General features: G+C 73.7%; 25 protein-coding genes. 9 read left to right on the top strand and 16 right to left on the bottom strand.

Annotation, left to right across the window (positions count from 1 at the left end; all coding sequences use genetic code 11):
* Positions 1-27: 27 nt before the first annotated feature.
* The gene (locus ACH4MY_RS24000) at positions 28-852 is read left to right on the top strand and encodes an alpha/beta fold hydrolase (RefSeq protein WP_398005772.1); all 825 of its coding nucleotides are present in this window, start codon (positions 28-30) and stop codon (positions 850-852) included.
* Here the strand turns inward: ACH4MY_RS24000 and ACH4MY_RS23995 are convergent.
* From ACH4MY_RS23995 to ACH4MY_RS23980, 4 genes are all read right to left on the bottom strand, one after another.
* A complete protein-coding gene (locus ACH4MY_RS23995; RefSeq protein ID WP_398005771.1) occupies positions 849-1577 on the bottom strand; it encodes a 3'-5' exonuclease in 729 nt (242 codons plus the stop codon). The genes ACH4MY_RS24000 and ACH4MY_RS23995 overlap by 4 nt on opposite strands.
* Positions 1578-1664: 87 nt before the next feature.
* Positions 1665-2948: an SAV2148 family HEPN domain-containing protein gene (locus ACH4MY_RS23990; RefSeq protein WP_398005770.1), complete on the bottom strand. Its 1284-nt coding sequence runs from the start codon at positions 2946-2948 to the stop codon at positions 1665-1667.
* A 110-nt stretch (positions 2949-3058) separates the two neighbouring features.
* Positions 3059-4396 carry a copper amine oxidase gene (locus ACH4MY_RS23985; RefSeq protein WP_398005769.1) on the bottom strand — a complete coding sequence of 446 codons (1338 nt, stop codon included), beginning with the start codon at positions 4394-4396 and terminating at the stop codon, positions 3059-3061.
* A 55-nt stretch (positions 4397-4451) separates the two neighbouring features.
* Entirely contained in the window at positions 4452-5309 is an 858-nt protein-coding gene (locus tag ACH4MY_RS23980; RefSeq protein WP_398005768.1) for a Tat pathway signal sequence domain protein, read from the bottom strand.
* Between the two features lie 138 nt (positions 5310-5447).
* Here ACH4MY_RS23980 and glgX point away from each other — a divergent pair, with 138 nt between their 5' ends.
* Complete coding sequence (gene glgX / locus ACH4MY_RS23975) at positions 5448-7568, top strand: glycogen debranching protein GlgX (RefSeq protein ID WP_398005767.1); 2121 nt, start codon at positions 5448-5450, stop codon at positions 7566-7568.
* Here glgX and ACH4MY_RS23970 read toward each other — a convergent pair.
* The gene (locus ACH4MY_RS23970; protein WP_398005836.1) at positions 7537-8793 is read right to left on the bottom strand and encodes an MFS transporter; all 1257 of its coding nucleotides are present in this window, start codon (positions 8791-8793) and stop codon (positions 7537-7539) included. The two genes, glgX and ACH4MY_RS23970, sit on opposite strands and share 32 nt — an antisense overlap.
* A 90-nt stretch (positions 8794-8883) precedes the next feature.
* On the opposite strand from ACH4MY_RS23970, the gene treY reads away from it, so the two are divergent.
* Positions 8884-11232 (top strand): malto-oligosyltrehalose synthase, encoded by a 2349-nt coding sequence (gene treY, locus ACH4MY_RS23965; protein ID WP_398005766.1) that lies wholly within the window; start codon positions 8884-8886, stop codon positions 11230-11232.
* 89 nt (positions 11233-11321) lie between these two features.
* Here treY and ACH4MY_RS23960 read toward each other — a convergent pair whose 3' ends face one another.
* From ACH4MY_RS23960 to ACH4MY_RS23945, 4 genes are all read right to left on the bottom strand, one after another.
* Entirely contained in the window at positions 11322-11804 is a 483-nt protein-coding gene (locus ACH4MY_RS23960) for a hypothetical protein (RefSeq protein ID WP_398005835.1), read from the bottom strand.
* Between the two features lie 103 nt (positions 11805-11907).
* Positions 11908-13071: a cytochrome P450 gene (locus tag ACH4MY_RS23955; protein WP_398005765.1), complete on the bottom strand. Its 1164-nt coding sequence runs from the start codon at positions 13069-13071 to the stop codon at positions 11908-11910.
* 176 nt (positions 13072-13247) lie between these two features.
* Positions 13248-13475 (bottom strand): hypothetical protein, encoded by a 228-nt coding sequence (locus ACH4MY_RS23950; RefSeq protein WP_398005764.1) that lies wholly within the window; start codon positions 13473-13475, stop codon positions 13248-13250.
* Positions 13476-13550: 75 nt separating this feature from the next.
* Positions 13551-14099 (bottom strand): FHA domain-containing protein, encoded by a 549-nt coding sequence (locus ACH4MY_RS23945; protein WP_398005763.1) that lies wholly within the window; start codon positions 14097-14099, stop codon positions 13551-13553.
* A gap of 219 nt (positions 14100-14318) precedes the next feature.
* On the opposite strand from ACH4MY_RS23945, the gene ACH4MY_RS23940 reads away from it, so the two are divergent.
* Together ACH4MY_RS23940 and treZ are read left to right on the top strand one after the other, a co-directional pair.
* On the top strand, positions 14319-15269 hold the full coding sequence (locus ACH4MY_RS23940) for a GNAT family N-acetyltransferase (protein ID WP_398005834.1): 951 nt from the start codon (positions 14319-14321) through the stop codon (positions 15267-15269).
* A gap of 69 nt (positions 15270-15338) precedes the next feature.
* On the top strand, positions 15339-17090 hold the full coding sequence (gene treZ / locus ACH4MY_RS23935) for a malto-oligosyltrehalose trehalohydrolase (RefSeq protein WP_398005762.1): 1752 nt from the start codon (positions 15339-15341) through the stop codon (positions 17088-17090).
* A 16-nt stretch (positions 17091-17106) separates the two neighbouring features.
* Here the strand turns inward: treZ and ACH4MY_RS23930 are convergent, their stop codons facing one another.
* The 4 genes from ACH4MY_RS23930 to ACH4MY_RS23915 all read right to left on the bottom strand — a co-directional run bounded on the left by ACH4MY_RS23930 (position 17107) and on the right by ACH4MY_RS23915 (position 20786).
* Positions 17107-18270: an aminopeptidase P family protein gene (locus ACH4MY_RS23930; RefSeq protein WP_398005761.1), complete on the bottom strand. Its 1164-nt coding sequence runs from the start codon at positions 18268-18270 to the stop codon at positions 17107-17109.
* Positions 18271-18344: 74 nt separating this feature from the next.
* Entirely contained in the window at positions 18345-19304 is a 960-nt protein-coding gene (locus ACH4MY_RS23925) for a hypothetical protein (RefSeq protein WP_398005760.1), read from the bottom strand.
* 28 nt (positions 19305-19332) lie between these two features.
* Entirely contained in the window at positions 19333-20235 is a 903-nt protein-coding gene (locus tag ACH4MY_RS23920) for a LysR family transcriptional regulator (protein WP_398005759.1), read from the bottom strand.
* A gap of 17 nt (positions 20236-20252) precedes the next feature.
* A complete protein-coding gene (locus ACH4MY_RS23915; protein WP_398005758.1) occupies positions 20253-20786 on the bottom strand; it encodes a tetratricopeptide repeat protein in 534 nt (177 codons plus the stop codon).
* 96 nt (positions 20787-20882) lie between these two features.
* On the opposite strand from ACH4MY_RS23915, the gene ACH4MY_RS23910 reads away from it, so the two are divergent.
* Positions 20883-21623 carry a hypothetical protein gene (locus tag ACH4MY_RS23910; RefSeq protein WP_398005757.1) on the top strand — a complete coding sequence of 247 codons (741 nt, stop codon included), beginning with the start codon at positions 20883-20885 and terminating at the stop codon, positions 21621-21623.
* 75 nt (positions 21624-21698) lie between these two features.
* Here ACH4MY_RS23910 and ACH4MY_RS23905 read toward each other — a convergent pair whose 3' ends face one another.
* The gene (locus tag ACH4MY_RS23905) at positions 21699-22349 is read right to left on the bottom strand and encodes a nucleoside/nucleotide kinase family protein (RefSeq protein WP_398005756.1); all 651 of its coding nucleotides are present in this window, start codon (positions 22347-22349) and stop codon (positions 21699-21701) included.
* Between the two features lie 231 nt (positions 22350-22580).
* Between ACH4MY_RS23905 and ACH4MY_RS23900 the strand changes: the two genes are divergently transcribed.
* On the top strand, positions 22581-23000 hold the full coding sequence (locus tag ACH4MY_RS23900; RefSeq protein ID WP_398005755.1) for a VOC family protein: 420 nt from the start codon (positions 22581-22583) through the stop codon (positions 22998-23000).
* A gap of 6 nt (positions 23001-23006) precedes the next feature.
* Here ACH4MY_RS23900 and ACH4MY_RS23895 read toward each other — a convergent pair whose 3' ends face one another.
* A complete protein-coding gene (locus tag ACH4MY_RS23895) occupies positions 23007-23348 on the bottom strand; it encodes a hypothetical protein (protein WP_398005754.1) in 342 nt (113 codons plus the stop codon).
* The gene (locus ACH4MY_RS23890) at positions 23345-23800 is read right to left on the bottom strand and encodes a DUF6232 family protein (RefSeq protein WP_398005753.1); all 456 of its coding nucleotides are present in this window, start codon (positions 23798-23800) and stop codon (positions 23345-23347) included. Before ACH4MY_RS23890 ends, ACH4MY_RS23895 begins: the two co-directional genes overlap by 4 nt.
* 554 nt (positions 23801-24354) lie before the next feature.
* On the opposite strand from ACH4MY_RS23890, the gene ACH4MY_RS23885 reads away from it, so the two are divergent.
* Both ACH4MY_RS23885 and fusA read left to right on the top strand, forming a co-directional pair.
* The gene (locus tag ACH4MY_RS23885; protein ID WP_398005752.1) at positions 24355-24483 is read left to right on the top strand and encodes a hypothetical protein; all 129 of its coding nucleotides are present in this window, start codon (positions 24355-24357) and stop codon (positions 24481-24483) included.
* 61 nt (positions 24484-24544) lie between these two features.
* Positions 24545-26560: an elongation factor G gene (fusA, locus tag ACH4MY_RS23880; protein ID WP_398005751.1), complete on the top strand. Its 2016-nt coding sequence runs from the start codon at positions 24545-24547 to the stop codon at positions 26558-26560.
* Positions 26561-26586: the final 26 nt, after the last annotated feature.

Raw genomic sequence — 26586 nt, 5'->3', positions numbered from 1 at the left:
ACCGGGTTGACCGAACGGGGTGTTGGGATGCGGGTCGAACTGTCCGAGGTGGCGCTCGACGTCGAGGTGAGCGGTGCGGGACCGGCCGTGCTGCTGGTGCACGGCTTCCCCGACAGTCACCGGCTGTGGCGCCATCAGATCCCGGCGCTGAACGCGGCCGGGTTCATGACGGTCGCCCCGACGCTGCGGGGCTTCGGCGCCTCGGACCGTCCGGAGGGCGGCCCGGAGGCGTACGACCCGGCCAGGCACGTGGGCGATCTGCTGGAGCTGCTCGCCCGGCTGGAGGTCGACCGGTTCCATCTGGTCGGCCACGACTGGGGCTCGGGGCTGGCGCAGGGCATCGCCCAGGTCGTCCCCGACCGGGTGGCGAGCGTGACGCTCATGTCGGTGGGCAACCTCGCGGCGATCCTCTCCGCGGGCTGGGAGCAGCGGCAGCGCCTCTGGCACCTGTCGATGTTCCAGCACGAGGGACTCGCCGAGGAGTGGCTCTCCCGCGACGACTTCTCGCGGCTGCGCGAGATGCTCGACGACCACGCGGAGGCGGAGGCGGTCCTGGAGCCGTTGCGCGCTCCGGGCGCGCTGACCGCCGCTCTGCAGATCTACCGGGCGGGGCTGCCGATCGAGGTCCAGCTGGCCGCGCCCCCGGTGGTTCCCCCGCTGTCCGTCCCGGCGATGGGCGTCTGGTCCACAGGCGACCGCTTCCTCTCCGAGCGCCAGATGGTGGACACCGGTGAACACGTCGCCGGTCCCTGGCGCTACGAGCGCGTGGAGGACGCGGGCCACTGGTTCCCGCTGGACCGGCCGGACCGGGTGAACGAGCTGCTGCTCTCCTTCCTCAAGGAGAACTCCTAGCCGACGGGCGCGGCCACCGGGCCGCGCAGCGGCCAGACGGGGTCGACGACCGCCTCCGCGTCGCCCTTGCGGCGCAGGAAGTCCTGGAAGTTCTCGGCCCAGAGGCGGTACCAGGCGATCTGGCGCTCGTGGAGTTCGGCCGGGTCGAGCTCGGCGACCTGACGGTGCCGCTCGGCTATCGCGACGGCGACCCGGACGGCGGCGAGCGCGTCGGCCGCCGCCTGGTGGGCGGCTTCGAGGACGACTCCGTACTCCCCGCAGACCGCTTCCAGGGTCCGCTTGCCGCGCCGGTAGCGGTCGACGGCGCGGTCGATGGTGTACGGGTCGACGACGGGCCCGACGGGGGCGCCGCCGAGCCGCTCGCTCAGCGAGGGCAGTCCGTGCCGGTACAGCTCGGCGGAGAGCAGCGTCAGGTCGAAGGAGGCGTTGTACGCCACGACCGGGACGCCGTCCTCCCAGTACTCGGTGAGGGCCTTCGCGATCTCGTCGGCGACCTCGCGCACCGGCCGGCCCTCGGCGGCGGCACGCTCGTTGCTGATGCCGTGGATCGCGGAGGCCTGTTCCGGGATGCGGATGCCCGGGTCGGCGAGCCAGTCCCGCCGGCCCGTGATGTGTCCCCCGCCGTCGACCTCGATGATCGAGGCCGTCACGATGCGGGCCTCCAGCGGTTCGGTGCCGGTCGTCTCCAGGTCGAAGCCGACCAGCGTTTCGCCGTGCCAAGCCATCGGGTCCTCCTTACGTGATCTCCCCCGTGGTGCTGACCACCCTCGCACGCGCCACTGACAACGTCTCCGGCCTCCCCCGGCGAGGGGTCAGGAGACGGGCCGGGAGTCGAGCCAGACGGACTCGAATTCCTCCCGGTATGTCTCGAAAAGTCCGTGATCGCCGTCACGGATGCCCTGCCCGTGGCGCACCACGTTCCGCCCGCCGCCGCGCAGGACGAGGACGGGCGCCTCCATGCCCCGGGCCCGCCGCAGATAGGACTGCACGACGCCGACCCCGTCCGGGCCGTCGCCGTCCACCAGATAGGCGGTGAAGCGGGGCGTCTCGTCGAAGACGTGGATCTGGAAGGCGCCCGGGTCGCGGAGCTTGGAGCGGACCCGGCGCATGTGCAGGATGTTCATCTCGACCGAGCGGCTCAGCTCGCCCTTCTTCAGGCCGAGTTCGCGCTCGCGGCGCTTGACGGCGCTGCTCGCGGGATTGAGGAAGAGGAGCCGGGTCCGGCAGCCGGACTCGGCGAGCCGGACCATGCGCCGGCCGGAGAAGTTCTGCACGAGCAGATTCAGGCCTATGCCGGTGGCGTCGAGGCGGCGGGCCCCGCCGAAGAGGTCCTCGGCGGGCAGCTGCCGCTGGAGCCGGACCCGGTCGGGGTGGACGGAGACCACGTCCGCGTACCGGTCGCCGACGAGGTCCTCGACCGCGTCCACGGGCAGCCGGTCGGCGGAGGGCACGCCGGCACCGCCGCCGAGGATCTCCAGGATGCGGGCGGAGGCCCGCTCGGACTGGGCGAGGACGGTGAGCGAGAGGGCCCGGTTGCGGGAGACCACGTTGCGCGTGACCTCCAGCTCGTCGAGGGCCAGCTCGACCTCGCGCCGGTCGTCGAAGTAGGGCTCGAAGCAGGGCCAGTGCTGCACCATCAGCTCCCGCAGCTGCGGGAGCGTGAGGAAGCTGAGGACGTTGTCGTCGGCGGGGTCGAGGAGGTAGCCCTTGCGCCGCGAGACCTCGCGCACGGCGACGGCCCGCTGCACCCACTCCTGACCTGCGGGGCCGGCCGCGGCCACCACCCACTCCTCGCCGTGCACGGGTTCGTACACGGGCCGCAGGACGGCGGCGACCACGGCGCGCAGCCGCTGCTCGACCAGGTTCAGCCAGATGTAGGCCCGCCCGGCGCGCTGGGCGCGGGTGCGGACCTCGCCCCAGTCCTCGGCGTCCCAGTCGAGCTCCGCCCCTATCTCCACCGGCCGGGTGACGGTGACCGTCCCGGGCGGCGCGGCACCCGGCGACGCGACGGGACCGGGCGAGGCCTCCGCGGGGTCGGCCGGACCCCCCTCGCGACCCGAATCACCTGGGGGCAGCTCCAGACCTCCCGAGCTCACCCGCGCACCGCCTTCTGCTCCTGGACGCCCGTGTCGACCGGTCCGACAACGATCAAGGAAGGGTACTCCGGGAGCGGGAGGCGGTGCAGCAGGATCGTCAGGCTCCTTGTTCAACTCCCCAGATCCGGCTGCCCGTTCTGGGAGGCGAGATCGGCCGGAGTGAGCGGATTCATAGCGGTTACGTCCCTGGGGGCGAGCTGGAAGCCCTGCCAGTGGACCGGCATCGGCTGCTGGTCCTCGTCCCGGGCGATGTGGTGGAACCCTATGTTGACCCAGACGGACGGTTTGGTCAGAGTTTCCCCGTTGACCCATTTGTCCACGCTGTCACCGGCGTTGGGCGCGCAGCTGCCGATGTTGTTGCTCGCGAACTTCTCACAGGCCCGCGCCTGGGTGAAGTAGACGTCGTGCTTGGTGAATCCGCGCCCGGCGTGGGTGTCGGTGTGGCCGGGGACGATCTCGTACGAGCGGGCGTGGCCGTCGGCGTTCTTGCCGGTGCCGCTGACCACCCGCCACCAGCGCATGTTCCTGGCGTCTCCGGCGAGCTCCTTGGTGACGACGGTGCGCGTGGTCTTCACGGTCGGTCCGCCGCCGCTCGCGGGAGGCGCGGTGACGGTGGAGTCGAACTGCTCGATCCGGTCCTTGGTGGAGCCGTCGAGACCGAAGTCGAGCTTCCAGAAGACGTTGTGGGCGTGGCTGGTGGCGTAGGCGCGGGAGCCCTTGCCGATGGGCCAGCCGCGGCCGTCGGTGGCGTTGTAGTCGACGGGCGAGAGGCTGCCGGTGGCACCGACGTTGGCGCCGATGGTGCCGTCGGCGGAGAACCGCCACTCGGAGATGTACTCGTACCAGCCGACCTTGTTGACGGTGTAGACGAGCATGTCCTTGGCCTGGGCCTGCCAGACCTTGGTGCCGCCGTCGCTGGCCATGCGGTACGCGTGGCCGCGCGCCCGCGTGGTGGTGCACAGACCCTTGATCTGGCCGACCTCGGGCACCTTGACGGTGGTGAGGGTGCCGCCGGGGCACTCGGCCGGCTTGAGGTTCTGCAGGCCCCAGCCGAAGCCGGCGCCGGTGAGGTCGTCGTACTCGGCGACGCCGTCGTCGTACGGCACGTGGATCTGGGCGAGCCGGGCGCTGGCGAGGACCTTGATGGGCGCGGTGGCGCCGGGCGGCTGGTAGGTCACGCGGTCGAGGGTGAGCCCGGCGGCGGTGTCGTAGCGCCAGCACATGCGCCAGACGGCGCCGCCGTCGAGCTTCTGGGTGATGCGGTAGGCGGTGGAGCAGTCGGCTTCGGCCGGGCCGGCGGGGCGGGTCGGGCCGGGCGGCCGGGGCGCGGACGGGGCGGCGGTGGCACCGGCGACGGGTCCGGCGGCGGCCGTGGCGGTGCCGAGCAGGGCGGCCGCGGTCAGGACGGCGCCCCGCCCGCGGGTGCGCCGGTTTCGCTGGGTGGACATGGGGACGTACTCCCTCGTACGGAGATGCGGCGGGAAGGACCGGTGGCGGCGGTGGTCAGCCGACGCGGGTGACGGTCCTCGCGGAGAGGTCGACGATCAGGTTCCGGGTGTCGATCCAGGCCCCGTTGAGGACCTTGGTGACCAGCCGGACGCACCGGTGCTCCCCGCAACGGGTCAGCTGCGCGGGGACGTCGGCCTCGCGGTAGGTGCGGTAGAGGTCGCCGTTGAACCACAACTGGTCGGTGGAGGTGAGCGCCTTGCCGGTGGCGTCCTTGTAGTCCTCCTTGACGCCCTTGCCGAGCGGGCTCGCCAGGATCAGCTCCAGGGCCTCGCGCAGTTCCTCGGGGTGGGCGGAGGGCTGGACCCCCCGCTGCGAGACGGACTTCTCGACCTTCCCCGTGTCGAGGTTGACCGTCCGGGTGATGAGCTCGTCACGCCCGTAGTCGTAGAAGCGGACCTCGGCGCGGCGCGTCCTGTCCCCGTGCAGCGGGTCGGCGAGGTCGGTGCCCAGGTGCTGGGGTCCCCGGCCGCCCTCGACGTTCTGCTGGGCGGCGGCGCCGGGCGGGGTCAGCGCCAGCGTCTCGGCCCGGGAGAGCTCGCCGTCGGTGAGCGGGTCGCTGCCCACGCCCCTGTCCCCCTCCGCGGCCACGGGGGCCACGGTCGCCGGCGGGGGCGCGGTGCCCCCGGCCCCCGTCGCGGTTCCGGACCCCGCCGCGCCGACGGCGTCCGCCTCCCCGCCTCCTCCGCCCGCGGCGGCCGCACCGCCGAGGGCGGTACCGCCCGCCGGCCTGGGCACGGCTTCACCCGCCGATACCCCCGGCAGGCCGATCGCGACCGCGACGGCGGTTCCCGTCACCGCCATGGCCGCTCCGGCCACCACCTTCCCCAGGTGGCGGCGCGCTATTTCGTACACACTTCCCCCTCTTTCCCCCTCTTGGTCTGCGGTCACCCGGTAGGACGGGGCGAAGTCCTAGGAGGTTGCCCCAATTTCGGGCAGGATCTGGCCGAGGAACACCTACAAAACCCGGACAGAAGAGGAAGAGTCGTATCCATGCAGGTCTGGCCGGGACAGGCGTACCCCTTGGGCGCCACCTATGACGGTGCGGGAACCAACTTCGCGGTCTTCTCGGAGGCCGCCCACAGGATCGAGCTGTGTCTGCTCCATGACGACGGCTCGGAGACGGCGGTGGAGCTGCGCGAGACCGACGCCTTCGTGCGGCACGCCTATCTGCCGGGCGTGATGCCCGGTCAGCGGTACGGGTTCCGGGTGCACGGCCCGTACGCCCCGGAGCGCGGGCTCCGCTGCAACGCGGCGAAGCTGCTCCTCGACCCCTACGCTCGCGCGGTGTCGGGGCAGGTCAAGTGGGGCGAGGCGGTGTACGGCTATCCCTTCGGGAAGCCGGACGCGCGCAACGACCTCGACTCGGGCCCGCACACGATGACCTCGGTCGTGGTCAATCCGTACTTCGACTGGGGCGACGACCGGCGGCCGCGCACCGAGTACCACCACACGGTGATCTACGAGGCCCATGTGAAGGGCCTGACCATGCTCCACCCGGACCTTCCGGAGGAGCTGCGCGGGACGTACGCGGGGCTCGCGCACCCGTCGGTGATCGGGCACCTGAAGGAGCTCGGCGTGACGGCCCTCGAACTGATGCCCGTCCACCAGTTCGTGAACGACCACCGCCTGGCCGACGCGGGGCTCTCCAACTACTGGGGCTACAACACCATCGGCTTCTTCGCCCCGCACAACGCCTACGCGTCCTGGGGCGACCGGGGCCAGCAGGTCCTGGAGTTCAAGTCGGCGGTCCGGGCGCTGCACCAGGCGGGCATCGAGGTCATCCTCGACGTGGTCTACAACCACACCGCCGAGGGCAACCACCTCGGTCCGACCCTCTCCATGCGGGGCCTGGACAATCCCTCGTACTACCGGCTCGCGGACGACCCCCGCTACTACATGGACACCACGGGCACCGGGAACTCGCTGCTCATGCGTTCCCCGCACGTGCTCCAGCTCATCATGGACAGCCTGCGGTACTGGGTGACCGAGATGCACGTGGACGGCTTCCGCTTCGATCTGGCGGCCACCCTGGCCCGCCAGTTCCACGAGGTGGACCGGCTGTCCTCGTTCTTCGACCTGGTGCAGCAGGACCCGGTGGTGAGCCAGGTGAAGCTCATCGCCGAACCCTGGGACGTGGGCGAGGGCGGCTACCAGGTGGGCAACTTCCCGCCGCTGTGGACCGAGTGGAACGGCAAGTACCGGGACTGCGTGCGGGACCTGTGGCGCGGCGAGCCGCGTACCCTCGCCGAGTTCGCCTCCCGGCTGACCGGCTCCTCCGACCTGTACCAGGACGACGGGCGGCGACCGCTCGCCTCGGTCAACTTCGTGACCTGCCACGACGGTTTCACGCTGCGGGACCTCGTCTCGTACAACGAGAAGCACAACGAGGCGAACGGCGAGGGCAGCCGGGACGGCGAGAGCCACAACCGCTCGTGGAACTGCGGCACGGAGGGCGAGACCGAGGACGTCGGCATCGCCGAGCTGCGCGCCCGCCAGACCCGTAACTTCCTCGCCACCCTGATGCTGTCCCAGGGCGTGCCGATGCTCAGCCACGGCGACGAGTTCGGGCGCACCCAGGGCGGCAACAACAACGCCTACTGCCAGGACAACGAGGTGTCCTGGGTGCGCTGGCCGAAGGAGAACAGCGAGGCGGAGGCCACCCTGCTCCGCTTCACCCGGGCGATGGTGCGGCTGCGCCGGGACCACCCGGTCTTCCGCCGCCGCCGCTTCTTCCACGGGCGGCCGGTGGAGGGCACCCACGACGAGCTCACCGACATCGCCTGGTTCACCCCGGAGGGCGAGGAGATGACGGCCCGCGACTGGCAGGCGGCGCACGCCCAGGCGCTGACCGTCTTCCTCAACGGCAACGCCATCTCCGAGCCGGGCACCCAGGGTGAGCGGATCGCCGACGACTCCTTCCTGCTGATGTTCAACGCCTCGGCGAAGGAGCTGGAGTTCTCGGTCCCCGACAGTCACGGGGCCTGCTGGCGCACGGTGGTGGACACCTCGGACCCGGAGGGCATGCCGCCGCAGGAGGGTCCTGAGCTCGCGGGCGGCGAGCGGGTGACCCTCGCGCCGCTCAGCCTGACGGTTCTGCGGAGGCCCGCCTGACGGCGGGGTCCTCCGGAGCGCCTTCCTTCACCTCGGACGGTACGGGCGTCGCCCGTACCGTCCAGGACAGCAGCGCGCAGGCCACGGCCGCCCCCACCGCCACCGCGAAGGCGGCGGGGGCGCCGTGGCCTTCGGCGAGCCGGCCGGAGACGGCCAGGGCGAGGGCCTGGCCGCCGACGATCCCGCTGGTGAGGAAGGCCATGGACTCGGCGAGCCGGGTGGCCGGCACGGTCCGCTCGGTGAGCCCGAACACGGTGATGAGATGCGGGGCGTACGCGGCGCCGAGGACGGCCACGACCGCGTAGAGCGCGCCGAGCGAGCCGACGGACAGCAGCGGCACGGAGAGGACGACGAGCGCGAGGGTCGCCGTGCGCCAGCGGGTCGTCAGCCCGATCCGGGCGGGCAGGGCCGCCATGGAGAGACCGACGGCGGCGCTCATCACCCCCATCGCCGCGTAGACGAGCCCGGCCTGGGCGGGCACGCCGAGCTCCTCGGTGAGGGCGGTGATCCCCGCCTGCGAGGCGCCGAACATCGCGCCCTGGAGCACCATCGTGCCCCGCAGGACGTACGCCGGACCCGGCAGTCGCGTCCGTTCGGCGGCACCCGATCGGGTGGAGCCGGACGGCCCCGGGGCGGTGGTCCGGGCGGTCGGGTGGAGCGCGAACGCGGTGCCGCAGCCGGCGAGCAGCAGGGCCGCCAGGAGGAGCGCGGCCGCGGGGTGGGCGAGCGCGGCGGCGAGGCCGACCAGTGCCGGGCCGAGGACGAAGGACACCTCGTCGAGGGTGCCCTCGAAGGAGAGCACCGTGCCGACCGTCCGGTCGTCCGCGCCGGAGCGGCGGGCGAGGGCCACCGAGCGGGTCCTGGCGAGCGGGCCGATCTGGGGGACGGTGGCCCCGGCGAGCGCGGCGAGGACCATCAGCGGGCCGGGGGGTGCCCCGTCGAGTGCGGCGAGGACCAGGGCGGCGACGGCGACAGCGTTGGCGAGGGAGGCCACGAGGACGACCCCGCGCTGGCCGTGCCGGTCGGCGAGCCGGCCGACGACCGGCCCGGCGACGGTCTGCCCCGCCGCGAGCGCACCGCCCGTGAGCCCGGCCGTGGTGAGGGAGCCGCTCGTCTCGGCGACCAGGAGCAGGCTGCCGAGCTGGCACATGGCGGTGGGCAGCCGGCCGAGGAAGGAGACGACCGGCAGGGCCGGGCCGAGCAGGGAGAACGTGTCGCGATACATGCGGAGCATCGGCCGAACGTAACGCGATGCACACGAACGGGTGCATGGGGCGATGACACAGAAGCCCTCGCGCGGGGTACGTACGTTCGCATGACCTCCCTCCCGTCCGGTCCCGCAGCCGTCCTTCCCACCGCCACCTACCGGCTCCAGCTCCGGCCGGAGTTCCCCTTCGCGGCGGCCGAGCGGGCCGTGCCGCATCTCGCGGGGCTCGGGATCTCGCACCTCCATCTCTCCCCCGTCCTGGAGGCGGTCCCCGGCTCGGCCCATGGGTACGACGTCACCGACCACCGGTCCGTACGGGCCGAACTCGGCGGCGAGGAAGGACTGCGGGCCCTCGCCGCGACCGCGCGGGCGCACGGGATCGGCCTCGTCGTCGACCTGGTGCCGAACCACATGGCGGCCTCGCCGCGGCACAACCACGCGCTGCGCGCCGTACTCCGCGACGGCCCCGGATCGCCGTACGCCCGCTGGTTCGACGTCGACCGGTCCGCCGGGGACGGCCGGCTGCTCCTGCCGGTGCTGCCCGCCCGGCTTCCGGAGGTACGGGACCGGCTGCGGGTCTCCGGCGGGGCGCTGCACCTGGACGGTCAGGAGTTCCCGCTGCGGCCCGGCACGGAGGGGCTGCCGCTCGACGAGCTGCTCGACGCCCAGTCGTACCGGCTCGGCTGGTGGCGACTGGCCCGCACCGAGCTCAACTACCGCCGCTTCTTCACCATCTCGGATCTCATCGGTGTGCGGGTGGAGGACCCCGAGGTGTTCGCGGCCACCCACGCGAAGATCGTCGAGCTGGTCGGGGACGGGGTGGTCGAGGGGCTGCGGATCGACCACCCGGACGGGCTCGCGGACCCGCAGGGCTACCTGGAGGATCTGGCGGCGGCGACCGGCGGGCGCTGCTGGACGGTGGTCGAGAAGATCCTCACGGGGCCGGAGGTCCTGCCCACCGCCTGGCCGGTCGCCGGGACCACCGGGTACGACGCCCTGCACCATGTCGACGGGGTGTTCACCGACCCGGTCGGAGCCGACGAACTCGCGGACGTCTACCGCGAGTTCGTGAGCAGGGCCGGGGACAGGGGCGGCCGTTGGGAGGCGACCGAGCGGCGCGCCGCGTACGAGGTGGTCGGTCACGACCTGGCCGCCGAGACGGCCGTCCTGACCCGGATCGCGGAGCGGATCTGCGCCGCCGACCCCGCGCTGCGGGACCACGCGCCCTGGGCGCTGCGCACCGCGATCCGCGAACTCCTGGTCCGGGTGCCGGTCTACCGCCCCTACCGGAGCGGCGGCGAGGCGGTACTGACCCCGGAGGCGGCGCGCGGCGCGAAGGCGGCCTTCGCGGTGCCGGAGGAGGCCGCCGCGGTCGACCTCGTACGGGATCTCGCGCTCGGAGTACTCGGCGACGGACCGGAACACCGGGCGTTCCGGACGCGGTTCGCGCAGACCTCGTCGGCGCTTCGGGCCAAGTCCGTGGAGGACACGGCCTTCTACCGCTACACACCGCTGCTCTCGGCGAACGAGGTCGGCGGGGACGCGGGCCGCCCGGCGGTGCCGGTGGACGAGTTCCACGCGTACTGCCTGCGGATCTCGCGGGACTGGCCGGGCACCGGCACCGTCCTGTCCACGCACGACACCAAGCGCAGCGCCGATGTCCGGGCCGCCATCGCGGTCCTCTCCCAGTGCCCGCAGGTGTGGGCGGAGCTCCTCGCGGAGGTGGCGGGGGTCCCGGCGCCCGATCCGCACGTGGCGTGGACGGCCTGGCAGACCGCCTTCGGTTTCGGCGCCCCGGACCCGGACCGGCTCGGCCCCGCGATCCTCAAGTCCGTACGGGAAGCGGGGCTGCGGACCAGCTGGACGGAGCCCGACCCGGAGTACGAGCGGGCGGTGGCCGAGTTCGCGGCGGCCGGGCCCGGCCGGATCCCGCTCCGGTCGGCCTCGGAGGCGGCCTTCGCCCTGGAGCCGCACATCCGGGCGCACGCGCTGGGCGCGCTCCTCGCGCAGCTGACGATGCCGGGGGTGCCGGAGCTGTACCAGAACACGGAGCGGGAGTACCGGGCGCTGGTCGACCCGGACAACCGGGCCCTGTTCGCGATCGGCGAGGACGACGACCACACGGCACTGGTCCGCGCGGCCCTGCGCCTGCGCCGCGAACGCCCTGCGGCCTTCGGCGGCCGGGGGACGTACACCCCGCTGACGGCCGAGGGACCGACCGCCGCCCACTGCCTGGCCTTCAGCCGCGCCGACCGGGTGATCACCGCCGTGACCCGGCTGCCCCTGCGCCTCTGGGAGGCCGGTGGCTGGCAGGACACGGAGCTGGTCCTGCCGGAGGGCCGCTGGGCCGATGTCCTGGACGGGGTACGGGAGTTCACGGGTGGCCCGGCGACGGAACTGAAACTGGCGGAACTGTTCGCGGAGCGGCCGGTGGCGCTGCTCGCGCGGATGGAGTGAGGCGTCGGAACTCCGCGAGGGCACGAAGCGCGAGGACACGAAGAACGGGACGCCCCCCGGGGGGCGTCCCGTGCTGCTCCGACCGGTCGTCAGGAGCGGGAGGCTCGCGAGACCTCGCACTTGGTGTACTCGGAGCCGTCGCCGGATCCGGGGTAGGAGGTGGTGAGTTCGGCGCTCGCCGAGGCACCCGCCGCGACCGCGATGGCGGTCTTGGTGGCGGTCGCCGGAATCGCGGTGCCGCTCGCGTCGCCCTTGAAGTTCATGGTGACGCTGTAGTCGTAGTCGAGCGCGCCGTCGTTCTTGACGGTGATCCGGGCGACGAGGTTCTTGGTCGCCGCGTCGTACTTGCACTCGTTGATGGTCACGTCGCGGATCGCCTTGTCGGCGCTGCTGGAGCCGCCGAGGGAGCCGCCGGAAGTGCCGCCGGAGGTGCTGTCGTTGTCGCTGTTGTGGTTGCTGCTGGAGCTGCCGGAGCCGCTGCTGCCGCCGCAGCTGCCGCCGTGCGAGCCGCGGGCACCGGTCAGGGCGACGACCGCGATGCCGAAGACAGCGATCGCGCGGACATGACGCATCTTCACGTTTGAATCCCCGTTGAAAGTGGTACTGGTTAAGGCGCTCTTTGACGAGCGCACGTCACCCTAGCAGCGGCCGGGACGCACCCGCCCCGCCCCGGGATCAGCCACCGGGACGGACGATCAGGCTCCGCGGCGCCCTCGTGATGAGGCCGGCCCACACCGGACGGAAGCCGTCGGCCAGACGGAGCCGGGGCATCGCCGCGAACAGGGCCCGCAGGGCGTACTCGGCTTCCAGGCCCGCCAGGAGCACGGCGGGGCAGAAGCCGTCGCCGTACGTGAGCTGGCCCGGGTCGTCGCGGAGCGGGTCGAAGCGGTCGGGCTCGCGGAAGCGCTCCGGGTCCCGGCCCGCCGAACCGAGGAGCAGGGCGACGGGCGCGCCCGCGGGGACGACGCCGCCGCTGACCGGCACCTCGGCACTGGTACGGCGCACGGCGATCTGCACCGGCGGGTCCCGGCGCAGCGACTCGGTCCAGGCACGGGCGACGAGACCGGCCGGGGCGTCGCGGAGGGCGGCGACCCGGTCCGGGTCCGAGAGGACGTTGCCGAGGAAGGAGGCCAGGGCCTTCTCCCGTACGGCGATCTGGCCGCCGCACTCCCCGGCCAGCGCCCCGGCGGCCCGGCCCCGCACGAGCCGCATCATGTCGCGGTAGGGCACGCCGACGGCGGCGGCGACCGTGCCGGCCGGCAGCCAGTGGCAGAAGTCCGCGACCAGGTCGGCCTGCGGGCGCTCGGCGATCCGGCGGGCCAGGACGTACGCGGTGCGCTCGGTGACCGAGCGCAGGGCGCCCATGTCGACGTCGACATGGGCCCGTACGCACGGCGGGTCACCGGGCCGGTGCCCGTGCGTGAAGCGGCTGTCGGTGAGCGCGGTGGCCACGTCCGCGAACCTGCTGAGCACCCAGGACCTCAGCAGCGGGTCGTAGGTGAGCGGGAACTCCTCGCGCAGGGTCCGGTGGATCCCGTGCGGGTCGCGGGAGGCGCCGGGGTCGAGGGGGCTCGGCGCGACGGTCCTGGCCCGGGGCGCGAGGGCCGCGGAGGGCCCCGCGGGTCCGGTGCGTCCCGTGGCGGCCGGATCGGGCGCGGTCCGCCCCCGGCCCGGCGCGGGCGCCGCGAGACCGGCCCGGAGAAGGGCGCCGGCCTCTCCGTCGGCCATGGGCGTCGCCGGTGCCATGGACGGCAGTCGCGTCCAGGGGTCCCCGGGCGGCACCTCCGGCCGGTCGTTCCCTATGCCTCGGCCCGGCTCGCGGTTCGGCTCGTCGCTCATCGCGCCCCCTGTCGATCGGCGGTGGGTGCCGCGGCCGGAGATCGTGGCGCGCGTCCCCACAGCCCATCACCGCCTCTGCCGCACCGCCCGCCGCATACCGCCGAACGAGTGAACACCGCCGGGGCGGTCAAGGGGACGTCACCGCGTCGCGGGAGGTGCTCAAGGATCAGCGGGGCTCAGACGCGGGGCCAGTCCCGGCCGGCGGTCACCTCGCGGCGAACACGGCGCCACGCGGCCTCCCCGCCGGGCAGGGGCCAGGCCCAGGTGCGTTGTTCCGCGGTGTCCAGGTCGTGGAACAGCCGGGCGAGCCGCGGGCCGGCGGTGGCGGCGCCGTCGGGGACGGTGGGACCGTGGACGGCTCGGAGTGCGGCGAAGCGTGCCGGCTCGGCCTCGTAGCGGCCCACGGCCTCATGGGTGCGTCGTTCCGCCGCGTGCCGAGAGCGTGGACGGCCGGGTCGCTCGGGCCTTCCGGGCGGTGCCTACCCGTGCGAGAGCCGGAACGTCATCTGGCCGAAGCCGACGACGTCCCCCGGCCGCACGACCACCGCACCCGTGACCCGCCGGCCGTTGACGGTCGTGCCGTTCGTCGAGCCGAGGTCGCGCAGGACCCACATCCCGCTCTGCATCGACAGTTCGGCGTGCAGCCGGGAGGCCGTCTCGTGGCTGAGCCGGAGGCCGTTGACCGGGTCGCGGCCGATCCGCAGCGGGTGCGGGCCCGGCAGGGGCATCAGCAGCTTCGGCAGCCGCTCCGCGGACCAGGCGCGCCCCAGCCTGGCCGTGAAGGCGGACATCCGCTCGACCGCGCCCACCACCCGGCGGGTCCAGGTGCCCTCGGTCCTCAGGTCGGCGGTGAGCAGGGCGAGTTCGTCCGAGCGCCGGGCCTGGAGCGCGCGCTCCATCCGGTAGACGAACGTGTCGTGCGAGAGGCGGCCCTGGGCGGCGCCCTCACGGAGCAGCCCCAGCGCGCGGTCCCGCTCGGCGTCGGTCAGCCGAGGGGTGTTCGCCGGAAGCTCGAAAGGGGTCGTCACAAAGGTGATTGTCCGTCCGCCGGGGCCGCAGTGTCCAGAAGGGCCCCCGGCCGCCGAAAGTCGGTGCCGCTCGTACGAGCACGCCTGCTACGGTCTGCCGTCTCCACAGCACGGATCCCCAGGGGGAAACACGACGTGACCACGTCTTCTTCGAGCACCACCAGCACCACCAGCACGCCCAGCACCACCGGCACCACCGCCGCCGCGCACGGCCTCGTCATACGTCCGCTCGCCGGACCCGAGGAACTCGACCTGTTCCTCCGCCTCACCTACTCGCTCGACCACGAGCTCGCCGACGACCTCTCCACCGGCCGCCGCGTCCCCGAGTGGATGTGGGTCGCGCTCGACGGCGACCGGCTCCTCGGCCGGATCGCCTGGTGGACCAACACGGCCGGCGGCGCCCCGCAGGCCCTCGACTTCTTCGACCTCGACCCCGCGCTTTCGCCCGAGGAACGCTCCGAGATCGGCCTGCGGCTCCTGGAGACCGCCACGGCCGCCGTGATCCCGGCGGGCACGCAGCGCCCGGAGTTCGGCCGCTTCATGCCGGCCGACTGGCGCGAGGTGCCGGAGACCCGGTCGCTCCTGGAGTCCGTCTTCGGCGTCCTGGTGGCGGCGGGAGCCCGTCCGCTCGTCGAGCGGCTGCGCCTGGAGTGGCGGTCCGGCACCCCCGTACCTGAGCCGAAGGGCCGTCTGGAGTTCCGCCCGGTGCGGGACCGGGAGGACCTGGTCACCCTGATGACGCCGGTCATGGAGGGCACCCTCGACGCGCACGGGCAGGCCGACCTGGCCTCCGGCCTCTCGGCGCGGGAGGCCGCCGAGCTGCACTACGACGAGGAGTTCGCGCACTACTCCTCGCCGCAGGAGTGGTGGCGGGTGGCCCAGCTGCCGGAGAGCGGCGAGCCGGTCGGCTTCGTCATCCCCGCGCGCAACAACTACCACCACACGATCGCGTACATCGGCGTGCTGCCCGCCCACCGCGGCCACGGCTACATCGACGACGTCCTGGCCGAGGGGACGCGGATCCTGGCCGCCCACGACGTGCCCCGCATCCGGGCCGCGACGGACCTGGGGAACGTGCCGATGGCGGCCTCCTTCGCCCGTACGGGCTACATCACCTTCGAGCGCGCGATCAACTACGTGTGGGACGCGCCGGGCGCGGCGGTGTCCTGACTGCCAGGATGGGCACGGTAGTCATGCGTTGATTCGCTGAGTGACTGGTCCGTCGACGAGGGGATTCCCGTGCTCTTCGAGGTGTGGGCGCCGAACGCCCGTGACCGCGTGACGCTGGAGCTGAACGGCTCCGGGCATCCCCTGGAACGGGACGCGGAGCGGGACGGCTGGTGGACGGGGGTCGTGCCCGCCGAGGACGGCGACCGCTACGGCTTCTCGCTGGACGGCGGGCCCCTGCTGCCCGACCCGCGCTCCCGCCGGCAGCCCGACGGGCCCGACGGGCTGAGCGCGGTCGTCGACCACTCCGCGTACTCCTGGCTGCACGACTCCCCGCGGCTGCGGCTGCGCGGCGGGGTCCTGTACGAGCTGCACCTCGGCACCTTCACCCCGGAGGGGACCCTCGACGCGGCGGCCGCGCGGCTCGGCGACCTGGCGGGCCTCGGCATCACCCATGTGGAGCTGATGCCGCTGTGCCCGTTCCCCGGGGTGCGGGGCTGGGGGTACGACGGGGTGGCGCCCTGGGCGGTGCACGAGCCGTACGGCGGCCCCGAGGCGCTGAAGCGGTTCGTGGACACGGCGCACGGACTCGGCATGGGCGTGGTCCTGGACGTGGTGCACAACCACCTGGGGCCCGACGGCAACCATCTCCCCTTCTTCGGCCCCTACTTCACGGAGACCCACCACACGCCGTGGGGCGCGGCGGTGAACCTGGACGCGCCCGGCTCGGACGAGGTCCGGGCGTACTTCCGGGGCAGTGCGCTCGCCTGGCTGCGGGACTACCGGATCGACGGGCTGCGGCTCGACGCCGTGCACGCGCTCGCCGACACCCGGGCGCTGACCTTCCTGGAGGAGCTGTCGGCGGCCGTCGACGAACTGGCGAGGGAGCAGAGCCGCCCGCACTTCCTGATCGCCGAGTCCGATCTCGCCGACCCCCGCACCACCACCCCGCGCGCGCTCGGCGGGCTCGGGGTCCACGCCCAGTGGAACGACGACTTCCACCACTCCCTGCACACCGCCCTCACCGGTGAGTCCCAGGGCTACTACGCGGACTTCGCCCGCGCCCCGATGGCCGCCCTCGCCAAGACGCTCACCCACGTCTTCTTCCACGACGGCACGTACTCGGCCTTCCGCGGACGCCGGCACGGGCGGCCCGTGGACCGGGAGCGCACCCCCGCCCACCGCTTCCTCGGCTACGCCCAGACCCACGACCAGATCGGCAACCGGGCCCTGGGGGACCGCCTCTCGGCCTCCCTCTCCCCCGGTCTGCTGGCCTGCGCGGCGACCCTGGTGCTGACCGGGCCCTCGGTGCCGATGCTCTTCATGGGCGAGGAGTGGGGCGCCACCACGCCCTGGCAGTACTTCACCGACCACACCGACCCGGAGCTCGCCGAGGCCGTACGGCGCGGCAGGCGGCGGGAGTTCGCGGAGCACGGCTGGGACGAGAACGAGGTCCCCGACCCGCAGGAGGCGGCCACCCGCGACCGGTCCGTCCTCGACCGGGCCGAACGCGAGCGGGACCCGCACAAGCGGCTGCTCGCCTGGCACCGGCAGCTCATCGCGCTGCGCCGCACCCTGCCGGACCTGACGGACCCGGACCTGGCGGGGGTGAAGGTGGCCTTCGACGAGGAGGCACGCTGGCTGGTCTTCCGGCGCGGGGTGCTGCGGGTGGCCGTCAACCTGGGCGAGGAGCCGGCCGTGATCCCGCTCGGCTCCAACGGCCGGGACAAGGTCCTGGCGGCCTGGGAGCCGGTCGAGACCCCGGCGGCGGACGGGGTCCTGCGGCTCCCCGGCGCGTCGGCGGTCGTCCTCACGGACGGCTGAGGACCGCGCCGCCCGCCTATTCGACGAGGGCCATCTCGTGCGGGGTGTTGTTGAACCGGCGCCCCGCACCGTCCTCCGTCGCCGTGACGATGTCCTCGATCCGCACGCCGAAACGGCCCGGCAGATAGACACCGGGCTCGATGGAGAAGCACATGCCCGGGACGATCGGGAGCTCCTCGCCCTCGATCATGTACGGCGGTTCGTGGGTGGTGACGCCGATGCCGTGGCCGGTGCGGTGGATGAAGTACTCGCCGTATCCGGCGTCCGTGATGACCTTGCGGGCCGCCCGGTCGACGTCCTGGCAGGCGACCCCGGGCCGTACCGCCTCGAAACCGGCCTGCTGGGCCTCCCGTACGAGGTCGTGGACGCGCCGCTCCTCGTCGGTGGGTTCGCCGACGTGGACGGTACGGGTGGTGTCGGAGCCGTAGCCGTGCTTGAGGCCCCCGAAGTCGAGGACGACCATGTCGCCGTGCCCGATGACCCGGTCGCCGGCCTCGTGGTGCGGGTTGGCGCCGTTGGGGCCCGAGCCGACGACGGTGAAGTCGACCTGCGAGTGCCCGAAGCGCATCAGCAGCGCGGCGAGGTCGGCGGCGACGTCGGTCTCCTTGCGGCCGGCGAAACGGACCTTCAGGATCTCGCCGTACGCCCGGTCAGCGGCGGCCCCGGCGGCCGCGATCCGGGCCAGCTCGTGGGCGTCCTTGACACCCCGGAGCATCGGCAGGGCCTCGGTGAGGGAGACGTACGAGGTCTCCGGCAGCGCCTTCTGGAGCCCGAGGAGGTGCATGGCCCAGGCATTGTCGCTGACGCCGAACCGGCCGTCGGCGTCGAGCAGGGGCGCGGTGACGGCGTACGGGTCCTTGCCGTCGGTCCAGTCCCGCAGCGTGAGCGCGGCGGCCCCGGTGGCCCGCTCGGCGTCGGGCGCCTCCAGGGTCGGGACGACCAGGACCGGTTCCTGTCCGACGGCGAGGACGAGGAAGGTGAGCCGCTCGGTGATCGCGGTGGGCCGGTAGCCCGTGAGATAGACGAGATCGGGGCCCGGGGCGACGATCACGCCCGCGAGACCCGCCGCCGCGGCGGACTCGGTGGCGCGGGCCATCCGGGCCCGGTAGTCGTCCGCGGTGAACGGGACGGGGGTCTCGCCCCGCTCCTCGGCCGCTTCGGGGGCGGGGGTGCTCGACATGGGGTCTCCTTCGCGGCTCCGCTGCATCCTCGACGTACAGCATCCTGCCGGGAGGAGCCCCCCGCCGCGACCGGTCAGCGGCGGTCCGGGCCCTGGGCGATGAGCCGTTCCAGGAGCTCCTGGAAGTCGTCGCCGACGACGATCCGCAGGTCCCCGCGCTCCTCGTCGTGCTCGCTGAGCTGGGTGAGGGTGCCGCCGCGCCACCAGAAGACGTACGGGCTGATGGCGCCCGGGGTGTCCTCGTACCCGGAGGCGGCGAACGAGGCCATCGCGCCGAGGGCGGGGATGATCGAGGTGTCGCGGATGGGGTGGAAGGCGAGCTGGTGCCGGAACGGCATCGCGACGAGGGCGCCGTGCTCACCCAGCGGCAGACCGGTGACCCGCCGGGCCACACCGTCCAGGTCCAGGACCCGGCTCGCGGTGTAGAAGGAGTCGCCCAGGATGATCTCGAAGCACATGCCGTCGGCGTCCCGGACGGTCTCGTGCTCCTCGACGGGCAGCCCGCGCAGATTGCGCAGGGCCCGGTCGCGCAGCTGGGCGTGGTCACCGAGCCGTTCGAGCGCCTCGTCGGTGAGCATCATGACGCTCTCCGGCAGGTCGAGCGCGAGGATCTCGTACAGCCCGGGGCCGACGGTCCTGGCGTAGCCGAAGGCGGCGGCGTCGATGCCGTCGCCGCTGACCACCCTGGGATAGAGCTGGGAGCGGATCTGCTCGGGCGGCAGGGTGTCGAGCGCGGACGGCCCGTCCATCGCGCGCACGACCAGGCCGATGTGCCGATGGATCATCCCCGGCCAGACGCGCGGGCCGCGCCGGTCCTGGTGGCAGACGGCGGCCAGATTTCCGAGGCCGAAGCGGCGCCCCTTGTCGTCGATGACATGGTCGGCGTAGACGGTCACCTCGAGGCCGAGTTCGGCGAAGGTCTCCCGGACCCGGCCGCGGAAGAGCGCGGCCTCGCGCTGGGAGAAGTACGCGAACTCCGGGTCCCTCGGTGCGTCGTCGCCGTCCCGCCTGGGTCCCCGTCGCAGCCACCCCACGCCAGCCCGCCTTCCGTCGCCGTTGCGCTCAGGGTAGCGACTGCGGGTGTCGGCTCTTGAGCCGTCCGGTGAACTCGGCCACCGGACCGGTGCGTTCGGCGTCCGCGCCGGCCGGCAGCAGGAGTTCGGTGCGGTGGACGAGCCGGGGAACGACCAGGGGGACGGCGGTGGCCCCCGGGACGTCCGCCGCCACCGGCAGCGGCAGCAGCACGAGGCCGTGACCCGCGGCGGCCAGGGCGGCGAGGGTGCGGGTGTCGCCGCCCTCGTAGCGCAGGGCCGTACGGAAGCCCCGCCCGGCGGGCCCGCCGTGGACGGCCCGCAGCTGGTCGAGCGGGATGCCCGCGGCGGGTGCGTCCAGCCAGCGGGCGTCGACGAGGTCGTCGAGGCGGAGCCCGGAGCGACCGGCGAGCGGATGGGCCGCGGGCAGAACGACGGCCAGCGGCTCCTCCGCGACCCCGGTCGCGGCGAGCGGGGCGACATCGGGCAGGCGCAGGGGGTCGCTGGGGGCGGCGACGCCGTCGACGAGCCCCGCGTCGGCCTCGCCCGTGGCGACGACGACGGGCACCCGCTCGCGGGGCAGGGCGCGCAGGGTGACACCGCTGACGGGCAGCGCGGCGAGGGTACGGGCGTGCAGGGCGAGCGGGGAGGCGGCGACGGTCAGCGTCGCGCGGGGCGCCGCCGCGAACCGGTCGAGATCGGCGCGGGCCGCGTCGAGGCGGAGCAGCAGGGCCACGGCGTGTTCGAGGAGTCGCTCCCCGGCCGGGGTGGGGGCGACGGGCCTGCGGGTGAGCAGCGGCAGCGCGAGGTCGGTCTCCAGGGCGGCGATGTGCTGGGAGACGGCGGACTGGGTGTAGCCCAGCTCGCGCGCGGCCTCGGAGAAGGACGCCAGCCGGGCGACGGTGACGTAGGTACGGAGGAGGTGCGGGTCCATGGAGCGCGCCGGGCCGCTCAGGACCCGTCGGGGGCGGTGAGGAGGGCCCGGGCGTAGTGGGCGAGGGAGCGGTTGTAGCGGGGCAGCAGCGGGGCGAGGGCTCCGAGGGCGAGCGAGGCGGCCTCGCGGTCGCGGCCGGTGTCGGCGAGGGCCAGGGCGAGGAAGGCGTCGACGGCTCCGGCGAGCGCGGTCTCGTCGGCGTCGAGCCGGTCGGCGGGGATGTCCCGCTCGGCGGTGAGGAGTTCGACGCTGCGGTCGGGCCGGCCGAGGTTGCGCAGGCTGCTGGCGAGCTGGATGACGGCCCGGCGGCGGCGCAGCCCCGTGAGGCCGCGGTCGAGGGCCCGCCGGTAGAGCTCGACGGCCTCCTCGGGCAGACCGGTGGAGTCGTGGGCGGCGCCCTGTTCGAAGAGGGCCGCGGCGTCGTCGGCGGGGCGTTCGGCGGCGAGCGCGGCGACGAGGGCCCGGAAGTCGGCCGGCTCGTGGCTGTCGAGCCGCTCCCAGAGTGCGGCGACGCGGTGTTCCCAGCCGTTCAGGTCCTGATCGTTCGTCATCCGTCCACCCTATCCAGCCCGTCATAAGCATTCGTGATGGAAGGTGCAGAGATCATCGTTGGACGTGAACCGGGGGCGCTGCCGAGGATGGTCCCCATGGACACCACGCCCCCTCTCCCCCGCACCCCCCGTATCGCCCTGGTCGGCGACCGCTCCCCGCACGTCCGCTCCCACGTCCGGATCCCCGTGCTCCTCGACGCCCTCGCCGAGCGCGACGGCCTCGCCCTCGACGCGTACTGGATCCCGACCGGGGACGCGGAGGCACCCGGCGCGGTGAGGGGTTTCGACGCGCTGTGGGTGCTGCCGGGGAGCCCGTACGCCAGCGAGAAGGGGGCGCTGGCCGCGATCCGTACGGCCCGCGAGGACGGCATCCCGTTCCTCGGCACGTGCGGCGGCTTCCAGCACGCCCTCCTGGAGTTCGCGCGGGACGTCTGCGGCCTGACCGGGGCCGCGCACGCCGAGAACGACCCGTCGGCGGACGAGGGCGACCTGCTCATCGCCCCGCTGGCCTGCTCGCTGGTGGGCCACGAGGGAGTCGTACGGGTCACCCGGGGCTCACTCGCCGAGCGAGCCCTGGGCGCGGAGCGCACGACCGAGCGCTACCACTGCACCTACGGCCCCGACAGCCGCCACCTGGACACCCTGCGGGCGCACGGCATGCGGTTCACGGGCGCGGACGAGGAGGGCGGCATCCGCATCGCCGAACTCCCCTCGCACCCCTTCTTCCTGGCGACCCTCTTCCAGCCGGAACTGGCGGGCGACGGCACCCGTCCGCACCCGCTGATCCGGGCACTCGCGACGGCGGCGTCGCGGCACGCGGCCGGGCGCGCGGTCTAGGACCGCGGTCTGGCCACGCGTGCCGAAGCCGACACCGACACCGACACCGACACCGCCGGAGCTGACGGCTCCGCATCAGGTCATCGTGACGACCAGGTGGGCGCGGTCCCGGCCGTGGGCCACCAGGCGGGCGTTGGCCTCGTCCGACGCGTGGACCCAGCGTTCGGCGTGGGCCCGGTCCTTGCCGAAGCGGACATGGCGTTCGACGAGCCGGGGGACGCGGCGCCGGTCGTCCAGGTCGAGGTACCAGGCCTCGTCGAGCAGGGGCAGGACCCCGGCCCAGGCCCCCTCGTCGTGCAGCAGATAGTTGCCCTCGGTGACGACCAGCGGGACCTCGGGCCCGACGGGTACGGCCCCGGCGATCGGCTCCTCCAGGGAGCGGTCGAAGGCGGGCGCGTAGACCGTGGTGCCGGGGGCGGGGGCGCGCAGCCGGGCGAGGAGCGCGGTGTACCCGGCGGCGTCGAAGGTGTCGGGCGCGCCCTTCCTGCCGGCCCGGCCGAGGCGTTCCAGTTCGGCCTGGGCGAGATGGAAGCCGTCCATGGGGACGAGGACGGCGAGCCCGTCGAGGCGGGCGACGAGTCGCGCGGCGAGCGTGGACTTCCCGGCACCGGGCGGCCCGGCGAGACCGAGGATGCGGCGCGGCCGACGGCCGTCACCGGGGCGCGCGACGAGGGCCTCCGCCCGAGCGGCGAGGCGGTCGAACCGCTGCACGTCCATGCGGGGCATTCTCGCACCGGCCCGCAGAGGCGCGGCAGCCCACGGACGTCCGCGGCGCCGCGCCCGCCCCGGCCCTCGCCCGGCCCCCGTCCCGACCCTCGCCCCGCCCCCCCGTCCCGACCCTCGCCCCGCCCCCTTCCGGACCCTCGTTCGCACCCTGCAAGAGGCGAGGGTCGTGGCCGGGACGACACGGGTCGACGCGGGTAGATTCCTGCCGCTTGCGCGTATTACGTTGGGGTAATGCCGTCCATCGCACTTGTGACCCTGGTCGTCCGTGACTACGACGAGGCCATCGCCTTCTACTCCGACGCCCTCGGCTTCGACCTGGTCGAGGACACCGACCGGGGCGGCGGCAACCGCTGGGTCGTCGTCCGGCCGCCCGGTGCGGCCGGGGTCGGCGGCCTCGGGAACGTGGGCCTGCTCCTCGCCCGCGCCAAGAACGACTCCGAGCAGGCCTCCGTCGGCAACCAGACGGGGGGCCGGGTCGGCTTCTTCCTCCACACCGAGGACTTCGCCCGCGACCACGCCCGGATGACGGAGGCCGGCGTGAAGTTCCTGGAGGAGCCGCGCCACGAGCCCTACGGCTCGGTCGCCGTCTTCGAGGACCTGTACGGCAACCGCTGGGACCTCCTCCAGCCCGCCGACCCCGCCGCCGCCTAGGCTCCCTCAGCCCAGCAGTTGGAGGAGCCGGCCCACCGCTTCCGCGACGGGCTGGCCCACCGCGCCGACGGCCGCCGCGATCTGCGCGACGTTCGCCAGGACGAGGCCGCGGCCGCGCAGGGTCTCGCGGTCGGGGGTGAGCTCGGGCAGGGCCTGTTCGAGTGTGCGGTCCTGGTCCGGGGTGAGGTGGGGGCGCAGCTCCAGGAGGAGACGGGTGAGTTCGGCGACGGCGGTGCGGAGCTCGTCGTCCGGGGTGGCGGCACCGACGGTGCCGTTGTTGATGCCGATGTTCTGGTGTCCGCCGTTCATGTTGACCACGGGACCGTAGTTGTTCGTCGTGTCGCTCACAGGTTGATCCCCCGGTTGTTGCGGCCGCCGTTCATGTTGACCACGGGGCCGTAGTTGTTCGTGTTGCTGTTGTTGAACTGCTGGACGACCGCGGTGAACTCGGCCTGCGGGTTGTCGATGGCGTGCACGATCCGCCCGGCGATCTCCCGCAGTTCGTCCACGCTCGGCAGGGTGACGGTCAGCACCGAGCCGCCGGCCGTCTCGACGGCCAGCACCGGCGTCGCCCGCTGGAACAGTTCCTTGCAGAGGAGGACGCCCAGCACGACCAGGACGATGAGGAGCAGCGGGCCGCCACTCGCCTCGCCGTCGCTCGCGACGTTGACCCCGACGGCGACCAGGACGACGAGGACGAGCCACTTCAGGAAGCGGAGGAGGGCCGCGCCCCGGTCGGGCCTGAGCCGGAAGGCCTCGACCAGGGTGATGTTGTGCAGCGGGACGGCCGCCGCGCCCACCCACAGGATCCGGCGGCTGACCTTGAGGACCAGGGTGCCGTCCCTGCGGGGCGCCGGGGCTGGGATCCACGGGCTCGGAGGCGTCGAGGACGGCGGGGCCGTCGGAGGCGTCGAGGCCGTCGAGGGCGTCGACTGAGGCGGGACGGGCGGCGGTGCCGACGGCATCGGCCTCGGGGGCGGCGGCCCGGAGGGCGGCGACCCGGGTGGTGTCGAGCCGGGTGGTGTCGGCCCGGCCGGGACGGGCCCGGAGGGCGTCGCGCCGGGCGGTGGAGCCCCGTTGCTTCCCGTGGTGTCCATGCGTTTCCCCCGTGTCCTCGTCACTCGCACCCGCGCGTCGCGGGAGGACCATTAAGCGCCCGGAGGGAGGCATGGGGCAGGCGAGATACGGCCAACCCTCCTTTCTGGCCTGTACTTTGTCGCGCCGAACTCCGGCCCGCCCATGAGCCCCGCCGGCGAAAACCGCTGTCGCGCGGTCCGCCCGACTCCCTACACTCACGTCTCGCGGCGCACCGACCGGTGCGCCCCGTGAGACGTTCGACCGAGGGGAGAAGACCGTGCGCAGCCGTGCCGCCGTCGCCGTGTCCTCCTCCCGTGCCCGGTACGACGTGATCCTCGCCTCTCCCTCCGGCCGGTGGCGGCTGCGCGCCCGCCATCGCCGACCCTCGACGACGCCCCTGGCCTGACGGCCCGTCGTCCGGGAATCGCGCTGCCCCGTCTCCACGCAGCAGCGAAAGGCACGACACCGTGCGTACTCACCTCACCGACCGCGTCCGCAACCTCGGCATCCTCGCCCACGTCGACGCCGGCAAGACCACCGTCACCGAGCGGTTCCTGTACCTCACCGGCGCCACCCACAAGCGGGGCGAGGTCCACGACGGCACCACCGTCACCGACTTCGACCCGCAGGAGCGGGACCGGGGCATCACGATCTTCGCCGCGGCCGTCAGCTGCGACTGGTCCGGGCACCGGATCAATCTGATCGACACCCCGGGGCACGTCGACTTCTCCGACGAGGTCGAACGCTCCCTGCGCGTCCTCGACGGCGCCGTCGCCGTCTTCGACGCCGTCGCGGGCGTCGAGCCGCAGAGCGAGACGGTGTGGCGGCAGGCCGACCGGCACGGCGTCCCGCGCATCGCGTTCGTCAACAAGCTGGACCGCGCGGGCGCGGAGCTCGACACCGCCGTGGAGTCGATCCGTACCCGCCTCGGCACCGTCCCGCTCCCCGTCCAGCTCCCCATCGGGCGCGAGGACGACTTCACGGGGGTCGTGGATCTGGTCGGGATGCGGGCGTACGTATGGGCCGACGGCGCCGAAACGTACACCGACCGGCCGGTCCCGGACGCGCTCCTCGACGAGGCACGGCGCCGCAGGCGACGCCTGGAGGAGACGGTGGCGGAGCTGCACCCGGGCGCGCTCGAGGAGTTCTGCGACCGAGGGGAACTCTCCGAGGGGACGCTGACGGGCGCGCTCCGCGACCTCACCCTCACGGGCGAGGCCGTGGTCGTGCTGTGCGGCTCGGCGTATCGCAACCGGGGTGTCGAGCCGCTCCTCGACGCGGTCGTCGCGTACCTCCCGGCGCCCTCGGACATGCCTCCGGTCCGCGGGGAGGTCCCGGCGGACCCGGAGGCGCCGTTCACCGCGCTGGCCTTCAAGGTGAGCGCGACCGCCACCGGCCGCATGACCTACGTCCGCGTCTACGCGGGCACGATCGGGAAGGGGGACACCGTGCTCGACACCGTCACCGGCCGCACCGAGCGGATCGCCCGCATCCTGCGGGTGCAGGCCGACCGGGCGACCGAGGTGGACGTGGCGCGCGCCGGGGACATCGTCGCCGTCGTGGGCCCGAAGGGCGCCCGCGCCGGGGCGACCCTGTGTGCCCCGGGCGCGCCGATCGTCCTCGAACCGCCGACGACCGCCGACCCCGTGGTCTCGGTCGCCGTGGAGGCGCGCCGGAGCACGGACACCGGCCGGCTGGCCACGGCTCTCGCTCGGCTCTCCGAGGAGGATCCGTCGCTCGTCGTGCGCTCCGACCCGGAGACGGGCCAGACCGTGCTGTCGGGTCTGGGCGAACTGCACCTGGAGGTCGCGGTGGAGAAGCTGCGGCGCGACCGGGGCCTGGAGGTCACGGTCGGCCGTCCGCAGGTCGCGTACCGGGAGACGGTGGCGAAGGGCGTCACCGGTCTGCTGCACCGTCATGTCAAACAGGACGGCGGTGCGGGCCAGTTCGCCCATGTCGTCATCGACGTCGAACCGCTCGCGGACACCGAGGAGGCGGAGTTCGCGTTCGCCTCGACGGTCACGGGCGGCCGGGTCCCGCAGGAGTACGTGCGCGCGGTCGAGGCCGGCTGCCGTGACGCCCTCGTCGAGGGTCCGCTCGGCGGTCACCCGGTGACGGGTGTCCGGGTCACGCTCACGGACGGCGCCACGCATCCGAAGGACTCCTCGGAGATGGCGTTCCGCACGGCGGGCAGGTTCGCGCTGCGCGAGGCGCTCCGCACGAGCGTGATGACGCTCCTGGAACCGGTGGCCGACGTGACGGTCACCGTCCCGGCCGATTCCGTGGGCACGGTCCTGGGCGACCTCGCGGCCCGCCGCGGCCGGGTCACGGACCAGACGACCCGCTCCGGTACGGCGGTGGTGGAGGCGACGGTGCCGCTGGCCGAACTCTTCGGCTACGCGTCCCGCCTGCGCGGCCGTACGCAGGGCCGGGGCACGTTCACGACCCGGCCGGCGGGTTACGCGCCGGCGCCGGCGCCGTAGGGAAAAGCGGGGTGCGCTCGCTGTGA

The organism is Streptomyces sp. NPDC017246 (assembly GCF_044331325.1).
GTDB lineage: Bacteria > Actinomycetota > Actinomycetes > Streptomycetales > Streptomycetaceae > Streptomyces.
The sequence above is the reverse complement of the archived record's forward strand: the minus strand, read 5'-3'. Positions and strand labels throughout refer to the sequence as shown.